At 64.6% G+C, this 22383-nt stretch carries 23 protein-coding genes and 1 other RNA gene; 13 read left to right on the top strand and 11 right to left on the bottom strand.

The window, feature by feature from the left end:
• From tolA to C7R54_RS21535, 5 genes are read right to left on the bottom strand one after another with little or no spacing between them, the layout of a single operon-like run.
• Positions 1-1191, bottom strand: a complete 1191-nt coding sequence (gene tolA, locus C7R54_RS21555; protein ID WP_129152502.1) for a cell envelope integrity protein TolA — start codon at positions 1189-1191, stop codon at positions 1-3.
• Positions 1192-1240: 49 nt separating this feature from the next.
• Positions 1241-1726 (bottom strand): protein TolR, encoded by a 486-nt coding sequence (gene tolR / locus C7R54_RS21550; protein WP_129152501.1) that lies wholly within the window; start codon positions 1724-1726, stop codon positions 1241-1243.
• Positions 1726-2400 (bottom strand): protein TolQ, encoded by a 675-nt coding sequence (gene tolQ / locus C7R54_RS21545; protein ID WP_129152500.1) that lies wholly within the window; start codon positions 2398-2400, stop codon positions 1726-1728. The genes tolR and tolQ overlap by 1 nt, the downstream gene beginning before the upstream one ends.
• Before the next feature lie 2 nt (positions 2401-2402).
• The gene (ybgC, locus tag C7R54_RS21540) at positions 2403-2825 is read right to left on the bottom strand and encodes a tol-pal system-associated acyl-CoA thioesterase (RefSeq protein ID WP_129152499.1); all 423 of its coding nucleotides are present in this window, start codon (positions 2823-2825) and stop codon (positions 2403-2405) included.
• Positions 2822-4555, bottom strand: coding sequence for a proline--tRNA ligase (locus tag C7R54_RS21535; RefSeq protein ID WP_129152498.1), 1734 nt, complete (start codon positions 4553-4555; stop codon positions 2822-2824). Before C7R54_RS21535 ends, ybgC begins: the two co-directional genes overlap by 4 nt.
• Positions 4556-4621: 66 nt before the next feature.
• Here C7R54_RS21535 and C7R54_RS21530 point away from each other — a divergent pair, with 66 nt between their 5' ends.
• The 6 genes from C7R54_RS21530 to C7R54_RS21505 all read left to right on the top strand — a co-directional run bounded on the left by C7R54_RS21530 (position 4622) and on the right by C7R54_RS21505 (position 10882).
• The gene (locus C7R54_RS21530; protein WP_094851832.1) at positions 4622-5194 is read left to right on the top strand and encodes an RNA pyrophosphohydrolase; all 573 of its coding nucleotides are present in this window, start codon (positions 4622-4624) and stop codon (positions 5192-5194) included.
• Positions 5175-5867, top strand: coding sequence for a response regulator (locus tag C7R54_RS21525; protein WP_129152497.1), 693 nt, complete (start codon positions 5175-5177; stop codon positions 5865-5867). The genes C7R54_RS21530 and C7R54_RS21525 overlap by 20 nt, the downstream gene beginning before the upstream one ends.
• A 43-nt stretch (positions 5868-5910) precedes the next feature.
• Positions 5911-7500, top strand: coding sequence for a sensor histidine kinase (locus tag C7R54_RS21520; protein WP_240039649.1), 1590 nt, complete (start codon positions 5911-5913; stop codon positions 7498-7500).
• Positions 7501-7661: 161 nt separating this feature from the next.
• Positions 7662-8087, top strand: coding sequence for a tripartite tricarboxylate transporter TctB family protein (locus C7R54_RS21515; RefSeq protein ID WP_129153116.1), 426 nt, complete (start codon positions 7662-7664; stop codon positions 8085-8087).
• A gap of 5 nt (positions 8088-8092) precedes the next feature.
• Positions 8093-9610, top strand: coding sequence for a tripartite tricarboxylate transporter permease (locus C7R54_RS21510; RefSeq protein ID WP_129152496.1), 1518 nt, complete (start codon positions 8093-8095; stop codon positions 9608-9610).
• 342 nt (positions 9611-9952) lie between these two features.
• On the top strand, positions 9953-10882 hold the full coding sequence (locus C7R54_RS21505) for a 2-hydroxyacid dehydrogenase (RefSeq protein WP_129152495.1): 930 nt from the start codon (positions 9953-9955) through the stop codon (positions 10880-10882).
• Between the two features lie 39 nt (positions 10883-10921).
• Here the strand turns inward: C7R54_RS21505 and C7R54_RS21500 are convergent, their stop codons facing one another.
• From C7R54_RS21500 to C7R54_RS21485, 4 genes are all read right to left on the bottom strand, one after another.
• Entirely contained in the window at positions 10922-11827 is a 906-nt protein-coding gene (locus C7R54_RS21500) for an NAD(P)-dependent oxidoreductase (protein WP_129152494.1), read from the bottom strand.
• Positions 11828-12066: 239 nt separating this feature from the next.
• Positions 12067-13671, bottom strand: coding sequence for a gamma-glutamyltransferase family protein (locus tag C7R54_RS21495; protein WP_129152493.1), 1605 nt, complete (start codon positions 13669-13671; stop codon positions 12067-12069).
• A gap of 211 nt (positions 13672-13882) precedes the next feature.
• Complete coding sequence (locus tag C7R54_RS21490) at positions 13883-15388, bottom strand: tripartite tricarboxylate transporter permease (protein ID WP_129152492.1); 1506 nt, start codon at positions 15386-15388, stop codon at positions 13883-13885.
• A 12-nt stretch (positions 15389-15400) separates the two neighbouring features.
• Positions 15401-15865: a tripartite tricarboxylate transporter TctB family protein gene (locus tag C7R54_RS21485; RefSeq protein WP_129152491.1), complete on the bottom strand. Its 465-nt coding sequence runs from the start codon at positions 15863-15865 to the stop codon at positions 15401-15403.
• 915 nt (positions 15866-16780) lie between these two features.
• Here C7R54_RS21485 and C7R54_RS21480 point away from each other — a divergent pair.
• The 4 genes from C7R54_RS21480 (at position 16781) to C7R54_RS21465 (ending at position 18803) form a co-directional block, all read left to right on the top strand.
• Entirely contained in the window at positions 16781-17227 is a 447-nt protein-coding gene (locus C7R54_RS21480; protein ID WP_129152490.1) for a hypothetical protein, read from the top strand.
• Positions 17228-17229: 2 nt separating this feature from the next.
• Complete coding sequence (locus C7R54_RS21475) at positions 17230-17541, top strand: cell division protein ZapA (protein ID WP_129153114.1); 312 nt, start codon at positions 17230-17232, stop codon at positions 17539-17541.
• A 124-nt stretch (positions 17542-17665) separates the two neighbouring features.
• Positions 17666-17852: non-coding RNA, 6S RNA (gene ssrS / locus C7R54_RS21470), on the top strand.
• 174 nt (positions 17853-18026) lie between these two features.
• Entirely contained in the window at positions 18027-18803 is a 777-nt protein-coding gene (locus C7R54_RS21465) for an SIMPL domain-containing protein (protein WP_129152489.1), read from the top strand.
• On the opposite strand, the gene lgt is transcribed toward C7R54_RS21465, so the two are convergent.
• Positions 18760-19569 (bottom strand): prolipoprotein diacylglyceryl transferase, encoded by an 810-nt coding sequence (gene lgt / locus C7R54_RS21460; protein WP_129152488.1) that lies wholly within the window; start codon positions 19567-19569, stop codon positions 18760-18762. The two genes, C7R54_RS21465 and lgt, sit on opposite strands and share 44 nt — an antisense overlap.
• A gap of 126 nt (positions 19570-19695) precedes the next feature.
• Between lgt and C7R54_RS21455 the strand changes: the two genes are divergently transcribed.
• Positions 19696-20100, top strand: a complete 405-nt coding sequence (locus tag C7R54_RS21455; RefSeq protein ID WP_240039648.1) for a c-type cytochrome — start codon at positions 19696-19698, stop codon at positions 20098-20100.
• A 33-nt stretch (positions 20101-20133) separates the two neighbouring features.
• Here C7R54_RS21455 and hppD read toward each other — a convergent pair whose 3' ends face one another.
• Entirely contained in the window at positions 20134-21255 is a 1122-nt protein-coding gene (gene hppD, locus C7R54_RS21450) for a 4-hydroxyphenylpyruvate dioxygenase (RefSeq protein WP_129152487.1), read from the bottom strand.
• 156 nt (positions 21256-21411) lie between these two features.
• On the opposite strand from hppD, the gene C7R54_RS21445 reads away from it, so the two are divergent.
• Positions 21412-21897 (top strand): Lrp/AsnC family transcriptional regulator, encoded by a 486-nt coding sequence (locus tag C7R54_RS21445; RefSeq protein WP_129152486.1) that lies wholly within the window; start codon positions 21412-21414, stop codon positions 21895-21897.
• Between the two features lie 276 nt (positions 21898-22173).
• Positions 22174-22383 (top strand): hypothetical protein (locus tag C7R54_RS29075; RefSeq protein WP_129152485.1); only part of this gene is annotated, 210 nt, incomplete at its 3' end.

The raw sequence follows: 22383 nt of genomic DNA, 5'->3' as shown, positions 1-22383 counted from the left end.
TCAGTCGTACATTCGATAAATTACGTCGATCAGCGGCTCGTACCGTCCCGTCGAAGGCTTGGGGAACGGATTGCAGCGGCGGATCCCGGTCTCGACCGCGCGGTCGAAACCCGTGTTGCCCGAAGAGCGCGTCAGGGTCAGACCCGAAACGCTCCCATCCGAACGTAACTGTACCCGGTATTCGGCCGTCGGATTCTGCGAACCCGCGCGCGGCGGCGTCGGATAGGCCACGCCGGGCTGGATGCAGGCGCGGACCTTGGCGCCATATCCATCGTCGCGTCCGCCACCCGCCTGATTGCGGTCGGCGGTGCCGTTTGGTATACCCGCAGCGCCCATGGCGTCATTGCGGAAAGCGTCGCGCAGGGCCTTGTCGGCGGCGGCCTTCTTGGCGGCAGCGGCTTTTTCGGCAGCCGCTTTCTCGGCGGCAGCCTTGTCCGCGGCCGCCTTTTCGGCGGCGGCTTTTTCAGCAGCCGCCTTTTCAGCAGCCGCCTTCTTGGCTGCGTCGTCCTTGGCCTTCTTCTCGGCAGCAGCCTTGTCGGCCGCGGCCTTCTCCGCGGCGGCCTTGTCAGCGGCCGCCTTTTCGGCGGCGGCTTTCTCGGCGGCCGCTTTCTCGGCGGCCGCTTTCTCGGCGGCAGCCTTGTCCGCCGCGGCCTTGTCGGCGGCAGCCTTCGCGGCGGCGGCCTTTTCGGCGTCCTTGCGCTGCTGCTCCAGCTTGGCCTTTTCCTTCTCGGCCGCTTCCTTGCGCTCCTGCTCCAGGCGCGCCTTTTCCTTGGCGGCCTCGGCAGCCTGGCGATCCTTTTCTTCCTGCTCCTTCTTCTTGCGCGCCTCTTCCAGCGCGATCTCGGGATCGGGTTCGTCCTTGGGCTGCGCCTGCGGCGTCGGCGTGGGCGGCGGCGGAGGCGGCGCGGGCTTGGGCGGCGGCGGCGGGGTTTCCGGTTGCGGCTGGGGCTGGGGCTGCGGCTTGGGTTGAGGCTGGGGCGGCGGCGGCGCGGCATCGGGCGTGTCGCCCTTGGCCCACAACTGCACCTGCACCGGCCCAGGGTTCTCCGTGTGCCAATTGATGCCGAAGATCAGTATCAGGAACAACAACAAGTGGGCCAGCAAAGCCAGCCCCAGCGCCTTCCAGTTGTCCTGGGCAGGCGGGCGCTCGGGCGGGCCGCTTTGGTGTTTGATGATCGGAGGAGGCGTCATGAATATTGCGGTGGGAGTTCGACGGGGCGGGGCTGGCGGGCTGGCCGCCTTAGCGGCGCCTGGCCGGCTGCGCCTGCGGCTGGCCGGCGGCGCTGGCTGCGGCGCCCGTCGAAGACTGCTGGTCGACCAGCAGGCCCAGCCGCGTCACGCCATTCACGCGCAGCTCGTCCATCACCTTCATCACGGATTCGTAGGGCACCTTGCCGTCGGCCGCGATCACCACGGGCGTATCCGCGGTAATGCGCTGGCGCACCTGGGCGACCAGCTCGGCGCGTGCAATGGTCTCCGGATTGGCGCCCGGTTCACGCATGCGCAGGGCGATTTCACCGTTGGACGAAATCTGCACCTCCAGCGGCTTGACCGGCACATCGGAGGCCGCGCCCACCGACGGCAGGTTGATCAATCCGGGCGTGATCAAGGGCGCGGTGACCATGAAGATCACCAGCAGCACCAGCATCACATCGATGTAGGGCACCACATTGATGTCGGATTTCATGCGGCGGCCGGCGCGGCCGCCCGAACGCATCGATCCCATCAGCGCACCTGCCGTTGCAGAATGTTCAGGAATTCATCGACAAAGCTGTCGAAGCGGATCGAGATGCGGTCGATGTCATTGGTATAGCGGTTGTAGGCAACCACCGCGGGGATGGCGGCGAACAGGCCGATGGCCGTGGCGATCAGCGCTTCCGCGATACCGGGCGCCACCGAGGCCAGCGTGGCCTGCTGCATGTTGGACAGGCCGATGAAGGCGTGCATGATGCCCCACACCGTGCCGAGCAGGCCGATGTAGGGGCTGACCGAGCCGGCGGACGCCAGGAAGTTCAGGTGCGATTCCAGCGCGTCCATTTCGCGCTGGTAGGCGGCGCGCATGGCGCGGCGCGGGCCGTCCAGCAGCGCTTCGGCGCTGGCGCTGCCGCGGCGGGCCTTGAGGAACTCGGTCATGCCGGCGTCGAAGATGCGGGCCAGCGCGCCCTGTTCGGCGCGGCGGCTGGCGACGGCCTGTTGCAGCATGGACAGGTCTCCGCCCGACCAGAAATCGTCTTCGAAGCGGCGCGTCTGCTGATGCGCCCGCTTGATGGCGATCAGTTTGGCGAAGATATACGTCCAGGACATGATGGAAATGCCCAGAAGCAGCAGCATGATCAACTGGACCGGCACGCTGGCGTGGCCGATCAGCGTAATCAACGACATGTCGTTGGAGACTTGCATTTTTATCCCTGAATAGATTCCAGTGTGGCGCGGAGGTCCTTGGGAAGTTCCGCGGGTCTCAAGCGGGTGGCATCCACGCAACCCACTTGGATGTTCCCTTCGGCCAGCAGTTCCCCCTCACGGAGCACTCGCTGCGCGAAGTGTATCGAAGCTCGTCCCAGTCGTGTGACACAGGTTTCAACAGTAAGGAGATCGTCCAGTCGCCCCGGCTTGCGGTAAGACATGTCCAGCCCCGCCACCACGAAGAGCCGCCCGGTGTCGGCGAGCATGCGGGATTGGTCGTACCCGAGGGTACGTAGCCATTCCGTTCGCCCGCGCTCCATGAATTTTAGGTAGTTGGCGTAGAAGACGATTCCGCCGGCATCCGTATCTTCGTAGTAGACACGGATGACCAGCGTCGAAACCTGTGCGGAAAAGGAATTCAAAGGGTGTCCAGCTTGGCCAATACCTGATCCAGCGCTTCGTCCAAGCCTACCTTGGTCGCTTCGGACTCGCGCCGGGCCTGCAATTCCAGCACGCCGTCCTTGAGGCCGCGCTCTCCAACTGTTACGCGCAAGGGCACGCCGATCAACTCCCATTCGGCGAACATGACACCCGGGCGGGCGTCGCGGTCATCGAGCAGGACGTCGATGCCGCGCTCGCGCAGCGCTTCGTAGAGATCATTCGCGGTGTTACGAACAGTTTCACTTTTCCCCCATCCCACAGGGCAGATCACCACTTCAAAGGGGGCGATGGGGCGGGGCCAGATAATACCCTTGTCGTCGTGATTTTGCTCGATCGCCGCGGCGGCGATGCGCGTCACGCCGATGCCATAGCAGCCCATCTGGATCGTGGCCGGCTTGCCGGACTCGTCCAGGAAGGTGGCTTTCAGCGCTTCGGAGTACTTGGTGCCCAGGAAGAACACGTGGCCGACCTCGATCCCGCGCTGGATGGCCAGGGTGCCCTTGCCGTCGGGGGCGGGGTCGCCGGCGACGACGTTGCGCAGGTCGGCGACCGCCTCGGGTTCCGGCAGGTCGCGGCCCCAGTTCAGGCCCACGTAGTGGAAGTCCTCGCGGTTGGCGCCGCAAACGATGTCATGCATCATGGCCACGGTCGAGTCCACCACCACATGGACGGGTTTTACCGTCTTGATGGGGCCAAGATAGCCGGGTTTGCACCCGAAATGCTCGACGATCTCGGCTTCCGTGGCGAAGCGGAAGCCTTGCTTCAGCCCAGGCACCTTGGCGGCCTTGATTTCGTTCAGCGTGTGGTCGCCGCGCAGCAGCAGCAGCCAGATCCGGGCCGGACCTTCCGCCGGCTCGGTGGCCAGCACGATGGACTTCACCGTGGTTTCCAGCGGGATCTTCAGGAAGGCGGCGACGTCCTCGCACTTGGCCGCGCCGGGCGTGGCCACCGCTTCCAGGTCGCGGCCAGGCGCGGCGCGCTCGGCGATCAGCGGGCCGGATTCGGCCAATTCGATATTGGCGGCGTACTGGCTGTCGGGGTTGTAGACGATCAGGTCCTCGCCTGTCTCCGCGATGACCTGGAACTCGTGGCTGCGCGTGCCGCCGATGGACCCCGTGTCGGCCGCCACGGCGCGGAATTCCAGGCCCAGGCGGGTGAAGATCTTCATGTACGCGCCGTACATGATGTCGTAGCTGGCGAGGGCGCCGGCTTCGTCGCGGTCGAAGGAGTAGGCGTCCTTCATGGTGAATTCGCGGCCGCGCATCAGGCCGAAGCGGGGGCGACGTTCGTCCCGGAACTTGGTCTGGATGTGATAGAAATTCACGGGCAACTGGCGCCAGCTGTGGATTTCGTTGCGGGCGATATCGGTGATCACTTCCTCGGAAGTGGGCTGCAGGACGAAATCCCGGTCATGGCGGTCCTTGATGCGCAGCAATTCGGGGCCGTATTGCACCCAGCGGCCGGATTCCTGCCAGAGCTCGGCCGGCTGCACCACCGGCATCAGCAGCTCGATGGCCCCGGCGGCGTTCATTTCCTGGCGGACGATGTTCTCGATCTTGCGGATGACGCGCAGACCCAAGGGCATGTACGTATAGATGCCGCCGGCAAGCTTGCGGATCATTCCCGCACGAGTCATGAGCTGGTGGCTGACGACTTCGGCTTCGGCCGGGGCCTCTTTGAGGGTATTGATGTGATAGTTGGAGGCGCGCATGGTTTCCAGGTGGCGGCAGGTACGTATAATCAGGCGTAATTGTATTGAATTTGCTGGGGGTGGCCCATGCTGGACCGCGAAGGCTACCGTCCCAATGTCGGCATCATTCTCGTAAATAGCAAAAACGAGGTCTTTTGGGGTAAGCGGATCCGGGAACATGCCTGGCAGTTCCCGCAAGGTGGCATCAAGTACGGGGAGAGTCCCGTACAGGCCATGTACCGCGAGCTCCATGAGGAAGTAGGGTTGAATCCCGAGCATGTCCGCATATTGGGGCGTACACGCGATTGGCTGCGCTACAACGTACCGGACCATTTCGTCCGCCGCGAATGGCGTGGCCATTACAAAGGGCAGAAGCAAATCTGGTTTCTGCTACGTCTGATCGGGCGCGACAGCGATGTCTGCCTGAGGGCGACGCAGCACCCGGAATTCGACGCTTGGCGCTGGAGCCAGTACTGGGTGCCGCTGGACGCAGTCATCGAGTTCAAGCGCGAGGTCTATACCCAGGCCTTGAACGAGCTGTCGACGATTCTGTTCCGGCGTCACCATGAAACCCGTTACCTGCGCCAGCGTGTGCACGGGCAACGGGCCAGCGAAAACTCGGGCGGAGGAGCCGACGGGCATGCGCATATTGCTGGTTGAAGATGAAAGGGATATGGCATCGTGGCTGGTGCGCGCCCTGGCTCAGAGTGGTTTCGTGCCCGATCACGCGGCGGACGCGCGCACGGCCGAGGCTTTCATGGCCGGTACCGAGTACGACGCCATCGTGATGGACCTGCGCCTGCCCGACAAGCACGGGCTGGTGGTCTTGCGCGAAATGCGCAACCGCGACGACCGTACTCCCGTGCTGCTGCTGACGGCGCAGGGGGCCTTGCAGGACCGCGTGCGGGGCCTGAACCTGGGCGCGGATGATTTCCTGACCAAGCCCTTCGCCCTGGAAGAACTGGAAGCGCGGCTGACCGCGCTCGTGCGGCGCAGTCGCGGCCGCCAGCATCCGCGCCTGCAATGCGGGTCGCTGGCCTACGACAGCGAAAGCCGTGCCTTCACGCTGGACGGGTCCCTGTTGTTCCTGACCCCGCGCGAGCATGCCGCCCTGGCGGCGCTGCTGACCCGCAGCGGCTATCCCGTGGACAAGTCGCAATTGTTCGGCAAGGTGTTCAACCACGACAGCGAAGCCAATCCGGACGCCATCGAAGTGGTGTTGCACCGGCTGCGCAAGAAGCTGGCCGGCAGCGACATCCGCATCGTGACGGTGCGCGGGCTGGGCTACATGCTGGAGAGCGTGGCCAGCACCAGCGAATCGGCCGAGGCCTAGTTCGTGGCCGTTCCTGGCAGGCCGGGCATCCGGGCGCGGCGCGATGGCTCGCCCGCCTAGCGCCCGCGCGGCCCGGTTGCGGCTGCTGCGCCCGCGCCTGGGCATACGCACGCTGCTCTTCATGCTGCTGCTGCCGGGTGTGGTCGCCTTGCTGGTCATAGACAGCTGGAACGACTACCAGACGCTTTCCGAAATCACCAACGACGCCTACGACAGCGCCTTGCTGGAGCCAGCCCGCGTCCTCGAAAGCAGCATCGAATTCACGGCCGACGGCGCGTTGCAGGTGGCGACGCCTCTTTACGCCCAGGTCATGCTGGAATCCCGGGCGGGCTTGCGCAAGTATTACCGCATCGAGGAAATCGACCCGCCCCTGCCCGACGGGCAGGCCGCGCCGGAGTCCGCCGGTCGCACTCTCCTGGGCATGCCCGATTTGCCGCGGCCGGCCAACTGGCCCCGCAGCAACGGCATGCCGGTGTTCTACGACGGCGTATATCGTGACGATCCGGTGCGCCTGGTGGCCATCGTGCGCGATCTTTACTACCACGGCGTTCATCGCCAGGTGCTGGTCCTGATCGGCGAAAGCACCAGCAAGCGGATCGAGGCCGAACGCGCGGCGCAGCGCCAGGAGTTCCTGCGCGACACCCGCATGCTGACGCTGGTGGTGCTGATGGTCTGGTGGGGCGTGGCGTGGGCGCTGCGGCCACTGAACCGCTTGCGCAGCGACATCCGCGCCCGTCCGCCCGACGACCAGACGCCGCTGGATGCCAGCGGCGTGCCTTCGGAGGTCGCGCCCCTGGTCGAGGCCGTCAATCACCATATAGAACGGCACCGGCGCATGCTCCAGGAACAGACGCAGTTCCTGGACGATGCTTCGCACCAGTTGCGCACGCCCCTGGCCATCATGCTGACCCAGGCCCAATACGCCTTGCGGGAACGCGACCCCGAGGGCATACGCGAGGGGCTGCGCGGCATCATCGCCCAGCTGGGGCGTAGCCGGCGCTTGACCGAGCAACTGCTTCAACTGGCCCATGCCAGCCAGGGTGAAGTAACACAGCATAATATCCTCGACATCAACGCCCTGGCACGGGATGTCGTCTTGCAATACCTGCCGCTGGCCCACGAGAAGCAGCAGGATCTCGGTTGGGACGGCGTGCCGGAGGATTTCAAAGGCGACGAGATTGGTGCAGAAAGTGACGAAAGCTGTCTGACAGCCGCCACGGCGGTGGCCGGCAGCGAGGTCGAACTGCATGAAGCCCTTTCCAACCTGGTCCACAACGCCGTCAACTACGCGCCGCCCGGCGCGCAGATCACGGTTTCGGTGGTCCGTGCCGGGGACCGTATCGAGGTGCGCGTGGCCGACAACGGACCCGGCCTGGAGCCCGCGCTACGCGCGCGCGCGTTCGAACGTTTCGATCGCGCGGGCGCCGACACCGGACAGCGCGCCTCCAGCGGATCGGGGCTGGGACTGGCCATCGCGCGCGCCTATGCGCGGCGCAACGGCGGCGACATCCTGCTGCGGGATGGCGAGCCCAACGCCCAGGGCGGGGTTGGCCTTTGCGCCATATTATGGATTCCCCTCTTAAGGGATAACCCTGTGATTCAGGGTCTAGACAGCATAAAGAAAGCGGATTAGCAGCTTCCCTCCTTATTCTCCGTTCCAGGCTCACATGGGTTGTGAGAGGGGCATGCTCAACCGGGCATTTCCCACGGGCAGGTTCGAGCCCTGGTTTTCGGAGGATTGCGGTGGAAACATCCAAAAGAACAATTAACAAGGACTATTACGGCGGCGCCCTGATGGTCCTGACTGGCTTGGGGGCGATTTATGGCGGCATGAGCTATAACGTCGGCTCGCTGAGCCACATGGGACCGGGATTCTTCCCGGCGGCTGTCGGAGGCTTGCTGGTACTCACCGGCATCCTGATCGCGCTAGGCGCACGTTCGGATAAGCCGGCGGAACAAGTCCCGGGCGGCCACGCCCATGGCATGCCTGACCTGCGCGGGGGCATTTGCATCCTGCTCAGTATCGTGGCGTTTATCGGCTTCGGTGAATACGGCGGCCTGCTGCCGGCGACGTTCGCCATTACTTTCATTGCGGCCCTTGGCGATCGTAAGAACACGATCTTCCAGGCGGTTCTGCTGTCCTTGGCCATGGTAGTCATCGCCATCGTCGTGTTCTGGTGGGCGCTGCAACTGCAGCTTCCGCTGTTTCGTTGGGGTTGATCGCCATGCATCAAGCACTAATTGACCTTTGGTACGGTTTTGGCGTCGCGTTCGAACCCCATAACCTGATGTGGTCGTTCTTCGGCGTGCTGGTGGGTAACCTCATCGGCGTGCTGCCCGGCATGGGCGCGCTGTCGGCCATCTCGATCCTGCTGCCGCTCACCTATGTGATGCACCCGGTGCCCGCCATCCTGATGCTGGCCGGTATTTTCTACGGCTCGCAGTACGGCGGCGCGATCGGCGCGATCCTGCTGAACCTGCCTTCGCACCCGCCGCATGCGGTGACGTGTCTGGACGGGTATCCCATGACCAAGGCCGGCAAGGGCGGCACGGCATTGGGCATCACGATGATTTCGTCGTTCTTTGCCGCTTCGGTCGGCATCATCGTGATGATCTTCTGCTCGCCGCTGCTGGTGGAAGTCGCCTTCAAGTTCGGCCCGACGGAAATCTTCTCCATCATGCTGCTGGGCCTGCTGGCGGGCGCCACGATGTCGCGCGGTTCGCCCCTGAAGGGCGTGGCGATGACCTTGTTCGGCCTGCTGTGCGGCGTGGTCGGTACCGACGTCAACACCGGCACCATCCGCTTCTCCTTCGGGCTGCTGGACCTGTCCGACGGCCTGGAGCTGGTGGCGATCTCGATGGGCCTGTTCGGCGCCGCCGACTTCCTGGTCAGCGTCAACAAGATGTCCATCATCAGCACCTCGACCAAGCTGAAGCTGCGCGACATGCGGCCTTCCATGGCTGAAATGAAGCAGGCTTTCATGCCGATGGTGCGCGGCACGCTGGTGGGTACGCTGTTCGGCGCCATGCCCGGCACCGGTCCGACCATCACCACCTTCATCGCCTACGCGCTGGAGCGCAAGGTCTCGAAGACGCCTGAGCGTTTCGGCACCGGCATGCTGGCTGGCGTGGCCGCTCCCGAAGCCTCTTCGCACTCGAAGACGCAGGTCGACTTCATCCCGACGATGAGCCTGGGCATCCCCGGCGACGCGGTGATGGCGCTGATCCTGGGCGCGTTGCTGATCCAGGGCATCCAGCCCGGCCCGCAGCTGATCACCGAGCACCCGGACATCTTCTGGGGCCTGATCGCCAGCTTCTGGGTGGGTAACGTGCTGCTGATCGTCCTGAACGTGCCGCTGATCGGCGTGTGGGTGAAGCTGCTCAAGGTGCCGTACAAGTACCTGTTCCCGTCCGCGCTGTTCTTCATCGCGGTGGGTGTGTTCTCGACGCAGAACAGCTTGTTCCAGATCTGGGAAGTGCTGGCCTTCGGTGTCATCGGCGCCTTGCTGATGGCGTTGGACTTCTCGGTTGCCCCGATCCTGCTGGGCTTCGTGCTCGGTCCCATGGTCGAAGAAAACTTCCGTCGCGCCCTGCTGCTGTCGCGCGGCGACATGATGATCTTCATCCAGCGTCCGATCAGCGCCTGGTTCGTCGCGGCCAGCGCCCTGCTGATCGTCGTGCAGATCTGGGCCCGCCTGCGCAAGGGCAAGGGCAAGAAGGATATGCTGCCGAAAACAGCTTGAGGAACGCCCCCCCCTACCGCGCGAAGCGCGGCCCCCCAGGGGGCGACACCAGCGGACCGGGGGACCCGGATCCGCGGTGTCCTCGATCTAGGAGACCTGTGCATTGCACAGGTCTTTTTTCTTGGCGAGGTGCGTTCGCCGACAGGTTCGACAGTCTTTAATGACGAGGCAGTACGAGCGGATGCAAGGGAAGGCCCGTGCGGAGCACAGGTCTTCCTCTGGCAATGCCGCCGCGTAGCGGCGGCATTTGCTGTTCGGATTCGCGAGCCATCAGGCTGGCCGCCTGCCTCAGCGTGGTATGGTTTTGCACTTCCATCGTCACATCGTTCAACCGGATTCCCCATGCACGTACTTTTCGCGCTTCCCCATCGCAATCCCGACGAATGGCTGCCTGGCCTGCAAGCCGAAATGCCCGATTTCAAGATATCGGTGTGGGATCCTGCCGGCCCGCCGTCCAATGCCGACGTGGCGCTGGTGTGGAAGCCGCCGGCTGAACTGTTCAAGCACGAGACCAACCTGAAGGCCGTGTTCAATCTGGGCGCCGGCGTGGACGCGCTGCTGAAGATGCCGGAAATCCCCCCGCACGTGCAAATCGTGCGCCTGGAAGACGCGGGCATGTCCGTGCAAATGGCCGAGTACGTGCTGTACGCGCTATGGCGCGAGTCGCGCTCGTTCGCCCGCTACGAGGCCGATCAGGCCGCGGGCCGCTGGGACCCGCTGGAGGGCCTGCGCCGCGAGCAATGGCCCGTGGGCGTGCTGGGCCTGGGCGCGGTGGGCTCCCGGGTGGCCGAAGCGCTGGCGGCCTTCGAATATCCGGTGGCCGGCTGGTCGCGCAGCCCGCGCGCCATCGATGGCGTGCAGGCATATTCCGGCATGGACCAATTGCCGGCCTTCCTGGCGCGCACGCGCGTCCTGGTCAACGTGCTGCCGCTGACGCCGGAAACGGAAGGCATCCTGAACCGCGCCACGTTGAGCCAACTGCTGCCTCATGCCCACCTGATCAACGTGGGGCGCGGCGAGCACCAGAAAGAAGACGACATCCTCGCGCTGCTGGAGGAAGGCCGCCTGGACAGCGCGTCGCTGGACGTGTTCCGCACGGAACCGCTGCCGGCCGGCAGCGGCCTGTGGAAGCATCCACGCGTGCATGTCACGCCGCACATCGCGGCCAGCACCCTGCGCGAGGAAACCATCGTGCAGATCGCCGGCAAGATCCGCCAGATGGCGCGCGGCGAACCGTTCACCGGCGTGGTCGCGCGCGAACGCGGCTATTGAGGCCGCGTGGGGCAGGGCGGCGTGGCCGCCCCGTCGCCCTCAATCCCGCAGGCGCTTGACCAGGCTGGACGTGTCCCAGCGACCGCCGCCCATCTTCTGCACGTCGGCATAGAACTGGTCGACCAGGGCGGTCACCGGCACGCGCGCGCCGTTGTGGCGGGCTTCGGCCAGCACCAGGCCCAGGTCCTTGCGCATCCAGTCGACCGCGAAGCCGAAGTCGAACTTGTCGTCGACCATCGTGCCGCCACGGTTTTCCATTTGCCAGCTTTGCGCGGCGCCCTTGCTGATCACGTCCAGCACCAGCTTCATGTCCAGGCCCGCGGCCTGGCCGAAGGCCACGCCCTCCGACAGGCCTTGCACCAGGCCGGCGATGCAGATCTGGTTCACCATCTTCGCCAGCTGACCGGCGCCGGGCTGGCCCACCAGCGTGACCGCGCGCCCGAAGGCCTGCGCGACCGGCTTGATGGCGTCGAAGACCGCCGGCTCGCCGCCGCACATCACGGTCAGCACGCCGTTGACCGCGCCTGCCTGGCCGCCCGAGACGGGGCCGTCGACGAATTGCAGTTCCTGTTTGCGCGCTTGCGCGTACAGCTCGCGGGCGACATCGGCCGAAGCGGTCGTGTGGTCGACGAAGACCGCGCCCTTGGCCATGCCGGCGAAGGCGCCGTCCGCCCCCAGCACCACGCTGCGCAGGTCGTCGTCGTTGCCGACGCAGGCGAAAACGATGTCGGCGCCCGCCGCGGCTTCACGCGGGGTGGCCCCGGCCTTGCCGCCGAATTCCTTGACCCAGTCCTGTGCCTTGGCCGCCGTGCGGTTGTAGACCGTCACGGCGTGGCCGGCGCGCGCCAGGTGTCCCGCCATGGGGAAGCCCATGACGCCCAGGCCGAGGAAGGCTACTTTCTTGGGGGCGACGGTGTCGTAGGTCTTGGTGCCGATGGATGCCATGCATAATCTCCGGATAGAAGGCTAGGTAGCCGTGAATTGCCGCGGCGGACCGAATACCGTGGCCTTGCCGCCATCGCGTCGCGCCGCGCGCGGTGCGTGTGTAGAGGTGTTTCTCAGGAGCCGTACCTTACGGCGATGACGCGGCCAGGGCAAGCGCCAGGGACGGTCATGGCCGTCGTCGCCGCGCGCCGGCCGATCCTTGCCGGGTGTCGTCCCGGCTGGCGGGCATTCAAGGGCATTCAGAACCCCGCGGCCAAGCCATCGCGGCGGCTGTCGCTGGCGGCGACATAGCCGTCGACGGCCGGATCCCCCAGCCGCCAGATGAACTGGCCGGACCCGAAGTCCATGTACGGGTCGTCCAGGCCCTCCAGCACATGGCCGCGGGCGCGCAGGGCTTCCTGCACGGCCGCGGGCATCGCGGCCTCGACGTCCACCGAGCGTCCGTGATTCCATTTCCAGCGGGGCGCATCGCAAGCGGCCTGCGGCTGCTGCCCATAGTCCAGCATGCGCACCAGGGTCTGCATATGTCCTTGCGGCTGCATGTTCCCGCCCATCACGCCGAAGCTCATCACCGGCGCGCCGTCGCGCATCAGGAAACCGGGGATGATGGTGTGGAAAGGGCGCTTGCCGCCCGCGACGACATTGGCATGGCCGGGCTGCATGCTGAAGCCGTGGCCGCGGTTCTGCAGGCTGACGCCCGTGCCCGGCACCACCACGCCCGACCCGAAGCCCATGTAGTTGGACTGGATGAAGCTGACCATCATGCCGTTGCGGTCGGCGGCGGTCAGGTAGACGGTGCCGCCGCGGGGCGCATGGCCGGTGCTGAAGTTCTGGGCGCGGTTCATGTCGATCAGGCGTGCGCGCTCAGCCAGATAGGCCGGGTCCAGCAGCGTGTCCGCGCTCAGTTCCATGTGCGCGGCATCGCCCACGTGGGCATAGACGTCGGCGAAAGCCAGCTTCATGGCCTCGATCAGCAGATGCTGCGTATCGGGATGGTCCACCGGACGCGCCGCCACGTCGAAATGCTGCAGGATGCCCAGCGCGATCAGGGCCGCGATGCCCTGGCCATTGGGCGGTATCTGGTGCAGGGTATGGCCACGATAGGCCTGCGCGAGCGGCGTGACCCATTCGGGCTTGTAGTCGCGCAGGTCGGACAGCGCCATCGCGGCATCGTGCGCCTGCGCATGCGCGACCAGCTTGTGCGCCGTCTCCCCTTCATAGAAGTCGCGGCCGCCGGTGGCGGCGATGCGCTTGAGCGTATCGGCCGCGCCCTTGAGGACGAAGTTTTCGCCGATCGCGGGCGGCCGGCCGCGCGGCAGGAAATGCTCGGCGAAGCCGGGCAGCGGTTGCAGGCTGTCGGCCTGCGCGGCCCATTTCTGGTGCACGACGGGTGACACCGCGCAGCCGCGCTCGGCGTACTCGATGGCGGGCGCCAGCACGTCGGCGAATGCCAGGCTGCCCATTTTCTCGTGCAGGGCGGCCCAGCCCGCGACGCAGCCCGGCACGGTCACGCTGTCCCAGCCCCGCATGGGAATGGCGCCGTTGTGCTTGCGCTTGAAGTAGTCCACGCACCAGGCCGACGGCGCGCGGCCCGAGGCATTCATGCCATGCAGGCGGGCGCCGTCCCACACGATGGCGAAGCAATCCGAGCCCAGGCCGTTGCTGACAGGTTCGGCCAGCGTCAATACGGCCGCGGCGGCAATGGCCGCGTCCACCGCATTGCCGCCGCGCTCCAGGACGCGCAGTCCGGCCTGGGCAGCCAGGGGCTGCGACGTGGCAACGACATTGCGGGCGAAGACGGGGACGCGGGTGGTGCGGTAAGGGTTGTGCCAGTCGAAGGTCATAGGGGGGCTCGGGACGGAGACGGGTACGGGGTAAACCCGTACTTTAGCGTAAGCGATTGTGTGCGCTGCACCAATTCAGCGGCAGGCCGTGCCTGCGGGGCCGCGTCCGGGCCGGCGCATTTTTTCCGGCGCCGCCTCCAGACAAAAAAAGGGCACCTTGCGGTGCCCTTGAAAAGGGTGCCGAGCGGGCCGTGACCGGCCCGCCAGCGCTTCAGCCTTCTTCGACGAAGGTTTCCTCGCGCTTCTTGCGGATCGAGGGCAGGGCCACGACGATGATCAGCGCGATCGCCAGGGCCAGCAGGCTGGCCGACAGCGGACGGGTGACGAAGGTCGTGAAGTCGCCACGCGACAGCAGCAGGGCGCGACGGAAGTTTTCTTCCATCATGGGACCCAGCACCAGGCCCAGCAGCAGGGGCGCGCCTTCGCACTTCAGCTTGGACCAGACATAGCCGATCACGCCAAAGGCCGCGGTCGTCATGATGTCGAAGGTGTTGTAGTTCAACGAGTACACACCGATCGTGCAGAACACCAGGATGGCCGGGTACAGCACGCGGTAGGGCACCTTGAGCAGCTTCACCCACAGGCCGATCAGCGGCAGGTTCAGGACCACCAGCATCAGGTTGCCGATCCACATCGAGGCGATGAGGCCCCAGAAGAGTTGCGGGTGGCTGCTCATCACCTGCGGGCCGGGCTGGATGTTGTGGATGGTCATCGCACCCACCATCAGCGCCATCACCGCGTTGCCCGGGATGCCCAGGGTCAGCAGGGGAATGAAGGAGGTCTGGGCGGCCGCGTTATTGGCCGATTCCGGACCCGCCAGGCCGGCTGGGTGGCCCTTGCCGAAGCGCTGCGGCTCCTTGGCGATCTTCTTTTCCAGCGTGTAGGACGCGAACGAGGACAGCACCGCGCCGCCGCCGGGCAGGATGCCCAGGGCCGAACCCAGGGCCGTGCCGCGCACCACGGCGGGCCAGGCTTCCTTGAACTCTTCCTTGTTGGGGTAGAGCGAGCCGATCTTGTCGGTGATGTCGACGCGGTTTTCCTTCTGCTCCAGGTTGGTCATGATTTCGGCGAAGCCGAACACGCCCATGGCGACGATGGCGAAGTCGATGCCGTCCTGCAGTTCCGGGATGCCGAAGTCGAAGCGAGCCACGCCCGAGTTCACGTCGGTGCCGACCATGCCCAGCAGCAGACCCAGGATGATCATCGCGATGGCCTTGGGCAGGGAGCCCGACGCCAGCACCACCGCGCCGACCAGGCCCAGGCACATCAGCGAGAAGTATTCGGCGGGACCGAACTTGAAGGCGACTTCGGCCAGCGGGGGCGCGAAGGCGGCCAGCAGCAGGGTGGCCACGCAACCGGCGAAGAACGAACCCAGGGCGGCGATGGCCAGCGCGGCGCCCGCGCGTCCATTGCGTGCCATCTGGTGCCCGTCCAGCACGGTCACCACCGCCGATGTCTCCCCTGGCAACGCCACCAGGATGGCGGTGGTCGACCCGCCGTACTGGGCGCCGTAGTAAATGCCGGCCAGCATGATCAGGCCGGCCACGGGCGGCAGCACATAGGTAATGGGCAGCAGCATGGCGATGGTCGGGACCGGGCCGATGCCCGGCAGCACGCCGATCAGGGTGCCCAGGATACAACCCATCAGGGCGTAGAGCAGGTTCTCGGGCGTGAAGGCCACGCCGAAACCCATCATCAGGTGATCAAGCAATTCCATGTCTGGCGCTCCTTAATTCGAACCCAGGAAAGACGGCCACAGCGGGAAGATGAGGCCCAGGCCCTTGATGAACGCCAGGTAGGAGAACACCACGAGAAAAATGCCGTTGGCGACGGCGACCTTCCAGTTGAACTCGTGGCTGGCCAGGCTGCTGACCACCACCAGGAGGAACACGGAGATATAGACGCCGAGGAACTTCAGTACGAGGCCGTACATGACCACGGAGGCGATCACCAGGAACACGACGCGCCAGTCGAAGCGGTCGACATGGGTTTCGGTGGCCTTGGGCATCAGGGAGCCGATCAGGACGATGGCGCCGAGGAGGGCGAGGACGATGCCCAGCCAGAAGGGGAAATAGCCAGGCCCCATCCGGGCAGCGGTGCCCATCTGGTAGCTGGCGCCTTTAAACGCGAACCCCAGTCCGAGGACGATGAACATCGCCCCGGACCAGAAGTCCTGCCTGTTGCGTAGCTGCATGATTGTCTGCTCCTAGTTACAGCATGTGATAAACATGTTCAGGTGAGTGTGTGCAAAGTGAAAGTAAATTCAAAGCCCGAAGATGGGCGAATGGTAAAGGCTAGGCCGCCAAACTGAAACCCTGTAATTTGGCTGAAAGACTATGGTTTTCCCTAGATTTATGGCCCAACGGGCAGGAAGTTGTAAGGATTACGCCAAAATGGCAGCTCAATGAAAGCTAGTTGAAAGTAAAAAGAAAGTAGACGGAAAGTATCCCAGAAAGTTTGTCCCATGAAAAATACATAGTGCGGCGAACCCGCAGGCCTCGGGTCGGGCAAACTGTCGAATATCTGTCACCAGATTCAGCCCTGAGTGCCCGAACTCAAGCTTTCAAATCCGGGAGTTATTGACAGGCCTCCAACGGGGCTCGCCCGCTCCAGGGCGCCCGGCACTTCTGTCGTGCCAGGCGCCGGGGGCCCGCCAATAGAAAGCGGGAATAGATGGATGCGCACGCGGACGCAGCGGGGGAATGAGCCGCTCGGGGTGTCGCTGGCAGGCCGGGGACAGCCGCTGGATGCGCGCCGCGTATCTCGGGGCGGCGTCTGGACGCAGTATCCGGACCGCGGCGTCCGGAGAGGAACTGCCGGGTCGCGGCGTCCTGGTCGCCGCGGCCGTCGCAGTGTCCCGTCGCAGCGTCCAAGGCGCCCGCGTCACGGCGTGGAGCGGGCCCTCCGTCTCCCTATATATGAGAACACCAGGGACCAACCGGGCACTGGCGGAAAGCGGCGCGCCAACCGCGTCGATGGACGCCCACCGCAGTGCGCCGCCTGCCTGGCCACCTCCCGAAGCTCGCGTCGCTTCCTACTGAATATTGCCAGGTATCACACGGTGCATTACCCCGTGTTTCGCGCCGCCAGATGGTTTACGATAGCGCCCATGCTGCAAGACCTCGACAATCTCGCTGCCCGGATCGGGCAATTGGTGCAACGCACGCGCCAGCTTCATGCTGAGCGCGATGCCTTGCGGGCACGCCTGCATCAGGCGGAGCAGGAAGTGCGTACCTTGCGTACCCGCTGCGACGACGCGGACGTGCAAGTCCGGCAATTGCAGGAGCGATTGCAGAATCACGACAGCGAAATCGGTGGTCGCCTGGCCCAGGCCGAAGAGGCCGAAGCGACGCTGCGCGCCGAACTCGAACGGCATGTGCAGCAGTTGCAGTCGCTGGAGTCGCAGGCCGCCGCGCGCGAAAGCGAATGGCACTCGCGCCTTGCCGCGCGCGATACCGACATGCAGCGCCTGCGCGTGGCCGCGGTCGCCGCGCGCGAGCGCATCGATGCCGTCCTCGCTCGCTTGCCCGGCGCTTCGGCGGGAGAACAGGCATGAGCATGGAACGCTTTGAGGTTTCGATCCTGGGCCGTGAATATTCCATGGCCTGCTCGACCGAGGAAAAGCCGCAACTGCTGGCCGCCGTGCGTCACGTCGATGTACTGATGCAGCGTATTCAGGGGACGGGCAAGGTCTCAAGCAATGAGCGCATCGCGGTGATGGCGGCGTTGCAGATTGCCGGCGAGCTGCTCGCCATGAAGGCGCCCGATGGCCCGCTGGGTGGTTTGGCAGTCGGCGACTTCAAGCGTAGAATCGAGGACATGAACTCCTTGCTCGATGACGCGTTGTCGGGTCAGGAGAAATTGCTGTAGTAGTTGCCTTGCTGTTGCCGTAGTAGTTGCTGTAGGTAGTTGCTGTAGGTAGTTGCTCTAGGTAATAGCTGCTGTACTCAGCGCGACAAGTTTTCAAACCAGCCTTCCAACCGCTGGTTTCAGTTTGTCCCTGCTGTGTTCGTGACTGGACCATACATTCTCTGAACCTATGTCTTACGGCATACCGGTTGTGTGAATGTGGAGCTAGCGTGATCGTCTCTCTGTCAGACGAACCCAATGTTCCTCCGATCGCGACCACCTTGAACCTCAGGGTTCGAGATGCCGGTCCTGACGGCACATGCGGGGCATCTTTCCGAGCGGGCCTGCCGGGTGGCAGGTCCGCTTTGGTCTTTCTGGCGCATCGTTCTTTTGCGTCCTTCCATTTTGTCCTTGGCGAGCCCAAGGCGGGTAAGCGTCCTCTTCGCGGGGGAGTCCGTGGCGCAACGGCGCCGCGTGGAAGTTTTTTTACAGGGAGCATGTTCCTTATGCGCAAGCTTACGATCTCGTCCCCATTCGAACGTCTTCTGAGTCGCAGCGCGCTCGCGCTGGCCGCCGTGGCCAGCGCGTCGCCCATGGCGCAGGCGCAAGCCACGCACGATGCGGCGCCGGTGGCGGGCGCCGTGCAGGCGCCCAGTGCCACCGCGCCGCAGATGGCGCTTACGGCCTCCGCGTCCACGGACGTTCAGCCGGATACCGTGCTGATCACGCTCAACGCGGAAGTCGAGGCGCCCGACCAGCCCGGTGCGGGTCGCAAGCTGAGCGCGGCGCTCGATGATCTCGTCAAGCGCGCCGGCGGCGTCGAGCACGTGACGGTGCGCACCGAAGGTTACGGGGTCTGGCCGGTCAATACCGACAAGGGCAAGATCGGGGGATGGCGGGGGCAGGGCAGCATCGTGCTGGAATCCACGCAATTCGATGCGGCGTCGGCGCTGGCATCCAAGCTGTCCGACAAGAGCGCGATCGCGAATATCACCTTCCGGCTTTCGCGCAAGGCGCACGACGCGGCCGAGCGCAAATTGCTGGCCGAGACGGCGGAAAGCTTCCGCCAGCGCGCTTCGGCCGCGGCGTCGGCCTTCGGCTTTTCCGGCTACCGCATCATCAAGCTGGACCTGGGGGGCGGCAGCGGCAACGTAACGCCGATGCCGCGCGCCATGATGGCGATGGCCAAGGGCGGCGGCGCTGCGCCCGCCGCCGATGTGCCGCTGCGTCCGGACACCATTACGGTTTCGGTTGAGGTGTCGGGGACGATCGCCTTGCAGTGAAGACGTACAGTCCGATGCCCAGGAGCACCATGGGCACGGACAGCCACTGGCCCATGCTCAAGCCGCCGGCCAGCAAGCCCAGGAAATTGTCGGGTTCGCGCGTGAATTCCACCAGGAAGCGGAAGCAGCCGTAGCCGATCAGGAAAACCGCGCTTACCTGGCCGGTGGGGCGCGGCTTGCGCGCGAAGACCCACATGATGATGAACAGGGCGATGCCTTCCAGGCCCAGCTCATACAGCTGCGAAGGATGACGCGGCACGCCGTCGCCCGATTGCGGAAACACCATGGCCCAGGGCACGTCGGTGGGGCGGCCCCAAAGCTCGCCGTTGATGAAGTTGCCCAATCGTCCCATGGCCAGCGCCAGCGGAATCAGCGGCGCGATGAAGTCGCTGACCATGAACAGCGACTGCTTGCGCCGGCGCGCGAAGAACAGCATCACCAGGATGACGCCGATCAGGCCGCCGTGGAAGGACATGCCGCCTTGCCACAGGTAGAGGATTTCCAGCGGGTGGGAAAAGTAGTAGCCCGGCTTGTAGAACAGGACATAGCCCAGGCGGCCGCCGGCCACGACACCGACCACGCTGTAGAAAATCAGGTCTTCCAGGTCGCGCGGCGTGTAGCCGCCGGCGACCTTGCCGTGCGCAAGGCGCCAGCGGCCCAGCAGATAGACCAGGCCGAAGCCGAATAAATACATCAAGCCGTACCAGTGCACGGCCAGCGGGCCGATCTGTAGGGCAATGGGATTGAACTCGGGATAGCGCAGCATGGCGAGGTTCGATAAACGGGGAGGTCGATTCTAGGTTGACCGATATTAACCGGGTCGGGTTCCGCTGATCGCCGCGGGCAATTCAGGTACGATCGACCGCCATGAATCTTGTCATGGAAGTGTCCGATGCTTTATAGGATGAATGTCGCCTGGCGCCTGGCATGGTGTGGCCTGCTGGCGGCCGTGGCCCAGCCCGCCTCGGCGCAGGCCGGGATTCCGGCCCAGGTTGCCGAACTGCTGCGAAGCAAGGTCTGCCTGGGGTGCCACCAGGTCGATACGCCCAGGGTGGGACCGCCATTTCGCGCGGTGGCCCAGCGCTACGGCAGCCAGCCGCAGGCGCTGGAGTACCTGGAGCAGTCCATACGCAACGGCGGCCGCTACCGCTGGGGAAAACTTTCGATGGCCGCGCAGCCGCAGGTCAGCCAGGACGAGGCCCGGCAGATCGCGCAATGGATATTGACCTTGGCGCCCGCGGCTGCATCGGCGCCTGCAACGTCGCCTGCATCGTCGCCCGCCGCGAACAAGCCATAGCTGGCAGGGCCTGCGCGCCGGCCGTGACTGGCCTTAGGCGCCGGTATCCGCGGGCTTGAGGACGCCGCGTCGCATCTGGTCCAGTTCGATCGATTCGAACAGCGCCTTGAAATTCCCCTCGCCGAAGCCATCGTTGCCCTTGCGCTGGATGATCTCGAAGAAGATGGGACCGATCTGGTTCTCGGTGAATATCTGCAGCAGCAAGCCGCCGCCGGGCGCCCCATCCAGCAGGATGCCGTTGCGCTCCAGGCGCGGCGTATCCTCGCCGTGGCCCGGCAGGCGCTTGTCCAGCAACTCATAATAGGTCGCCGGCGTGTCCAGGAAGCGCAGGCCGTTGGCGCGCAAAGCTTCCACCGTGGCGTGGATATCCTCCGTCGCCAGTGCGATGTGCTGTATCCCCTCGCCGTGATAGCGGTCCAGGTATTCCTGGATCTGGCCCTTCTCCTCGGTCCCTTCCTCGTTGATGGGAATGCGGATATTGCCGCAAGGCGAGGTCATGGCCTTGGACTTCACGCCCGTCACCTTGCCCTCGATGTCGAAGTAGCGCACCTCGCGGAAGTTGAACAGGCGTTCGTAGAACTCGGCCCACTCCGCCATGCGCCCCTTGTGCACGTTGTGGGTGAGATGGTCCACCAGGGTGAGGCCGGCGCCGGCGTGGTTGAGGTCGGTTTTCGCCGTTTCCGGATGGATGGGTTCGAAGTCGACGTCATAGATGCTGATGTCGCCTATGCCGCCATGCCCGGTCTTGCCGCGCCAGCGGTCCACCAGGTAGATCAATGAATCGCCGATGCCCTTGATGGCCGGGATGTTCAATTCCATGGGCCCGCTGTGCGAATCGAAGCCCCAGGCGCCCAGTTCCAGCGCGCGGCGATAGGCCGCGGCCGCATCGTCGACGCGAAAGGCGATGGCACAGATGGAGGGGCCGTGCAGCCGGGCGAAACGTTGCGCGAAGGAGTCCGGTTCCGCGTTCACGAGGAAGTTGATGCCGCCCTGGCGATAGACGATGACATCCTTGTGGCGATGTCGCGCGATGGGCTTGAAGCCCAGCGATTCGAACACGCGGCGCAGCGCGGCGGGATCGGGCGCGGCGTACTCGATGAATTCGAACCCGGAGGTCCCCATGGGATTGTCCCAGGGCTGGAAGGCGGTCGTCATGATGCGTGTCCCCTTGTGGTCGATGACGGGCGGTGCGGGCACCGGCGTAGAGGGAAAATTGTAGGGAAACTCGGTGGGCACGCGATTGCGAAAATACCAAGCAAAACGCCTTGAGGAGCAATAAAATTGCCGGATATAAAAATTTAGGGGCAGAAAGTGCCGGAAATTGCACTCGATAAAACCGATCGCCGCATTCTGGCGGAGTTGCAGCGGGATGGCCGCCTATCCAACCAGGAACTGGCGGACCGTGTTTCGCTGTCTCCCAGTCCGTGCCTGCGCAGGGTGCGGCGCCTGGAAGAAGAGGGCTACATTCGCCGCTACGTCGCCTTGGTCGATCCGGACAAGGTGGGTTTCGGCCTGGTGGCGTATGTGACCATCCGCCTGAACAAACACAGCGGCTCCAGCCACGCGCCCATGGCGGATTTCGCCCGGGACGTCCAGGCCTGGCCCGAAGTGGTGGCCTGCTACGCCATGACCGGCGACATGGACTATCTATTGAGAGTACAGGTCCGTGATCTCGCCGACTTTTCCCGCTTTGCCATGGATACGTTGATGCAGCATCCGGCGGTGGTGGATATGCGATCCAGCTTCGCGTTGCAGAAATTGAAGGAAACCACCGAACTGGTGCTGGAGGGGCGATAGCCTCGCGTCAGGCAGACGCCTTGGGTACGCACGGAATGGGCGTGGGAGATGGCTGTGGGAGCGAGTCGGGAGAATTCCCAGCGACTTTTTATCTTTTCCCTTTGTCGACTTGCGCACGCCAAAAAAATCGTGCTATAGTCTCTTTCTTCGCTGCTAAAACGCAAGCGCGACAACGAACCAGCAACGGTTCCCAAGCGCCAGTCAGGTAGCGAAGGTGAGGTGAGAAGTAAGCAGGTTTCAGATGCAAGGCGGTGACTTCGAAGAAGCACGCAGCGTTTGAAAGAAGTAAAAAAGTTCAGAAATGAATTTGACAACTTCAAAAAACTGCTTCATAATCTCGTTTCTCTGCTGCTGACACGGCGACGCAACGAAAACGGCGTAGCGAGTCAGGCAAACAGCGAAAGGCAGTTGGCAGTACCGCTCTTTAACAACGAAACAACCGATAAGTGTGGGCGCTTGATGCGGATCGCGCGACCATCGAGCAAT

Source organism: Achromobacter aloeverae, assembly GCF_004121055.1.
GTDB classification, from domain to species: Bacteria; Pseudomonadota; Gammaproteobacteria; order Burkholderiales; family Burkholderiaceae_B; genus Bordetella_C; species Bordetella_C aloeverae.
This window is presented reverse-complemented; position numbering and strand designations above follow the sequence as displayed.

What these genes read in the sequence shown, in the direction of transcription:
- tolA (WP_129152502.1), bottom strand. Translation starts at nt 1,191, where the DNA reads ATGACGCCTCCTCCGATCATCAAACACCAAAGCGGCCCGCCCGAGCGC.
- tolR (WP_129152501.1), bottom strand. Translation starts at nt 1,726, where the DNA reads ATGGGATCGATGCGTTCGGGCGGCCGCGCCGGCCGCCGCATGAAATCC.
- tolQ (WP_129152500.1), bottom strand. Translation starts at nt 2,400, where the DNA reads ATGCAAGTCTCCAACGACATGTCGTTGATTACGCTGATCGGCCACGCC.
- C7R54_RS21535 (WP_129152498.1), bottom strand. Translation starts at nt 4,555, where the DNA reads ATGCGCGCCTCCAACTATCACATCAATACCCTCAAAGAGGCCCCGGCC.
- C7R54_RS21530 (WP_094851832.1), top strand. Translation starts at nt 4,622, where the DNA reads ATGCTGGACCGCGAAGGCTACCGTCCCAATGTCGGCATCATTCTCGTA.
- C7R54_RS21525 (WP_129152497.1), top strand. Translation starts at nt 5,175, where the DNA reads ATGCGCATATTGCTGGTTGAAGATGAAAGGGATATGGCATCGTGGCTG.
- C7R54_RS21520 (WP_240039649.1), top strand. Translation starts at nt 5,911, where the DNA reads ATGGCTCGCCCGCCTAGCGCCCGCGCGGCCCGGTTGCGGCTGCTGCGC.
- C7R54_RS21515 (WP_129153116.1), top strand. Translation starts at nt 7,662, where the DNA reads ATGGTCCTGACTGGCTTGGGGGCGATTTATGGCGGCATGAGCTATAAC.
- C7R54_RS21510 (WP_129152496.1), top strand. Translation starts at nt 8,093, where the DNA reads ATGCATCAAGCACTAATTGACCTTTGGTACGGTTTTGGCGTCGCGTTC.
- C7R54_RS21505 (WP_129152495.1), top strand. Translation starts at nt 9,953, where the DNA reads ATGCACGTACTTTTCGCGCTTCCCCATCGCAATCCCGACGAATGGCTG.
- C7R54_RS21500 (WP_129152494.1), bottom strand. Translation starts at nt 11,827, where the DNA reads ATGGCATCCATCGGCACCAAGACCTACGACACCGTCGCCCCCAAGAAA.
- C7R54_RS21495 (WP_129152493.1), bottom strand. Translation starts at nt 13,671, where the DNA reads ATGACCTTCGACTGGCACAACCCTTACCGCACCACCCGCGTCCCCGTC.
- C7R54_RS21490 (WP_129152492.1), bottom strand. Translation starts at nt 15,388, where the DNA reads ATGGAATTGCTTGATCACCTGATGATGGGTTTCGGCGTGGCCTTCACG.
- C7R54_RS21485 (WP_129152491.1), bottom strand. Translation starts at nt 15,865, where the DNA reads ATGCAGCTACGCAACAGGCAGGACTTCTGGTCCGGGGCGATGTTCATC.
- C7R54_RS21480 (WP_129152490.1), top strand. Translation starts at nt 16,781, where the DNA reads ATGCTGCAAGACCTCGACAATCTCGCTGCCCGGATCGGGCAATTGGTG.
- C7R54_RS21475 (WP_129153114.1), top strand. Translation starts at nt 17,230, where the DNA reads ATGGAACGCTTTGAGGTTTCGATCCTGGGCCGTGAATATTCCATGGCC.
- C7R54_RS21465 (WP_129152489.1), top strand. Translation starts at nt 18,027, where the DNA reads ATGCGCAAGCTTACGATCTCGTCCCCATTCGAACGTCTTCTGAGTCGC.
- lgt (WP_129152488.1), bottom strand. Translation starts at nt 19,569, where the DNA reads ATGCTGCGCTATCCCGAGTTCAATCCCATTGCCCTACAGATCGGCCCG.
- C7R54_RS21455 (WP_240039648.1), top strand. Translation starts at nt 19,696, where the DNA reads ATGCTTTATAGGATGAATGTCGCCTGGCGCCTGGCATGGTGTGGCCTG.
- hppD (WP_129152487.1), bottom strand. Translation starts at nt 21,255, where the DNA reads ATGACGACCGCCTTCCAGCCCTGGGACAATCCCATGGGGACCTCCGGG.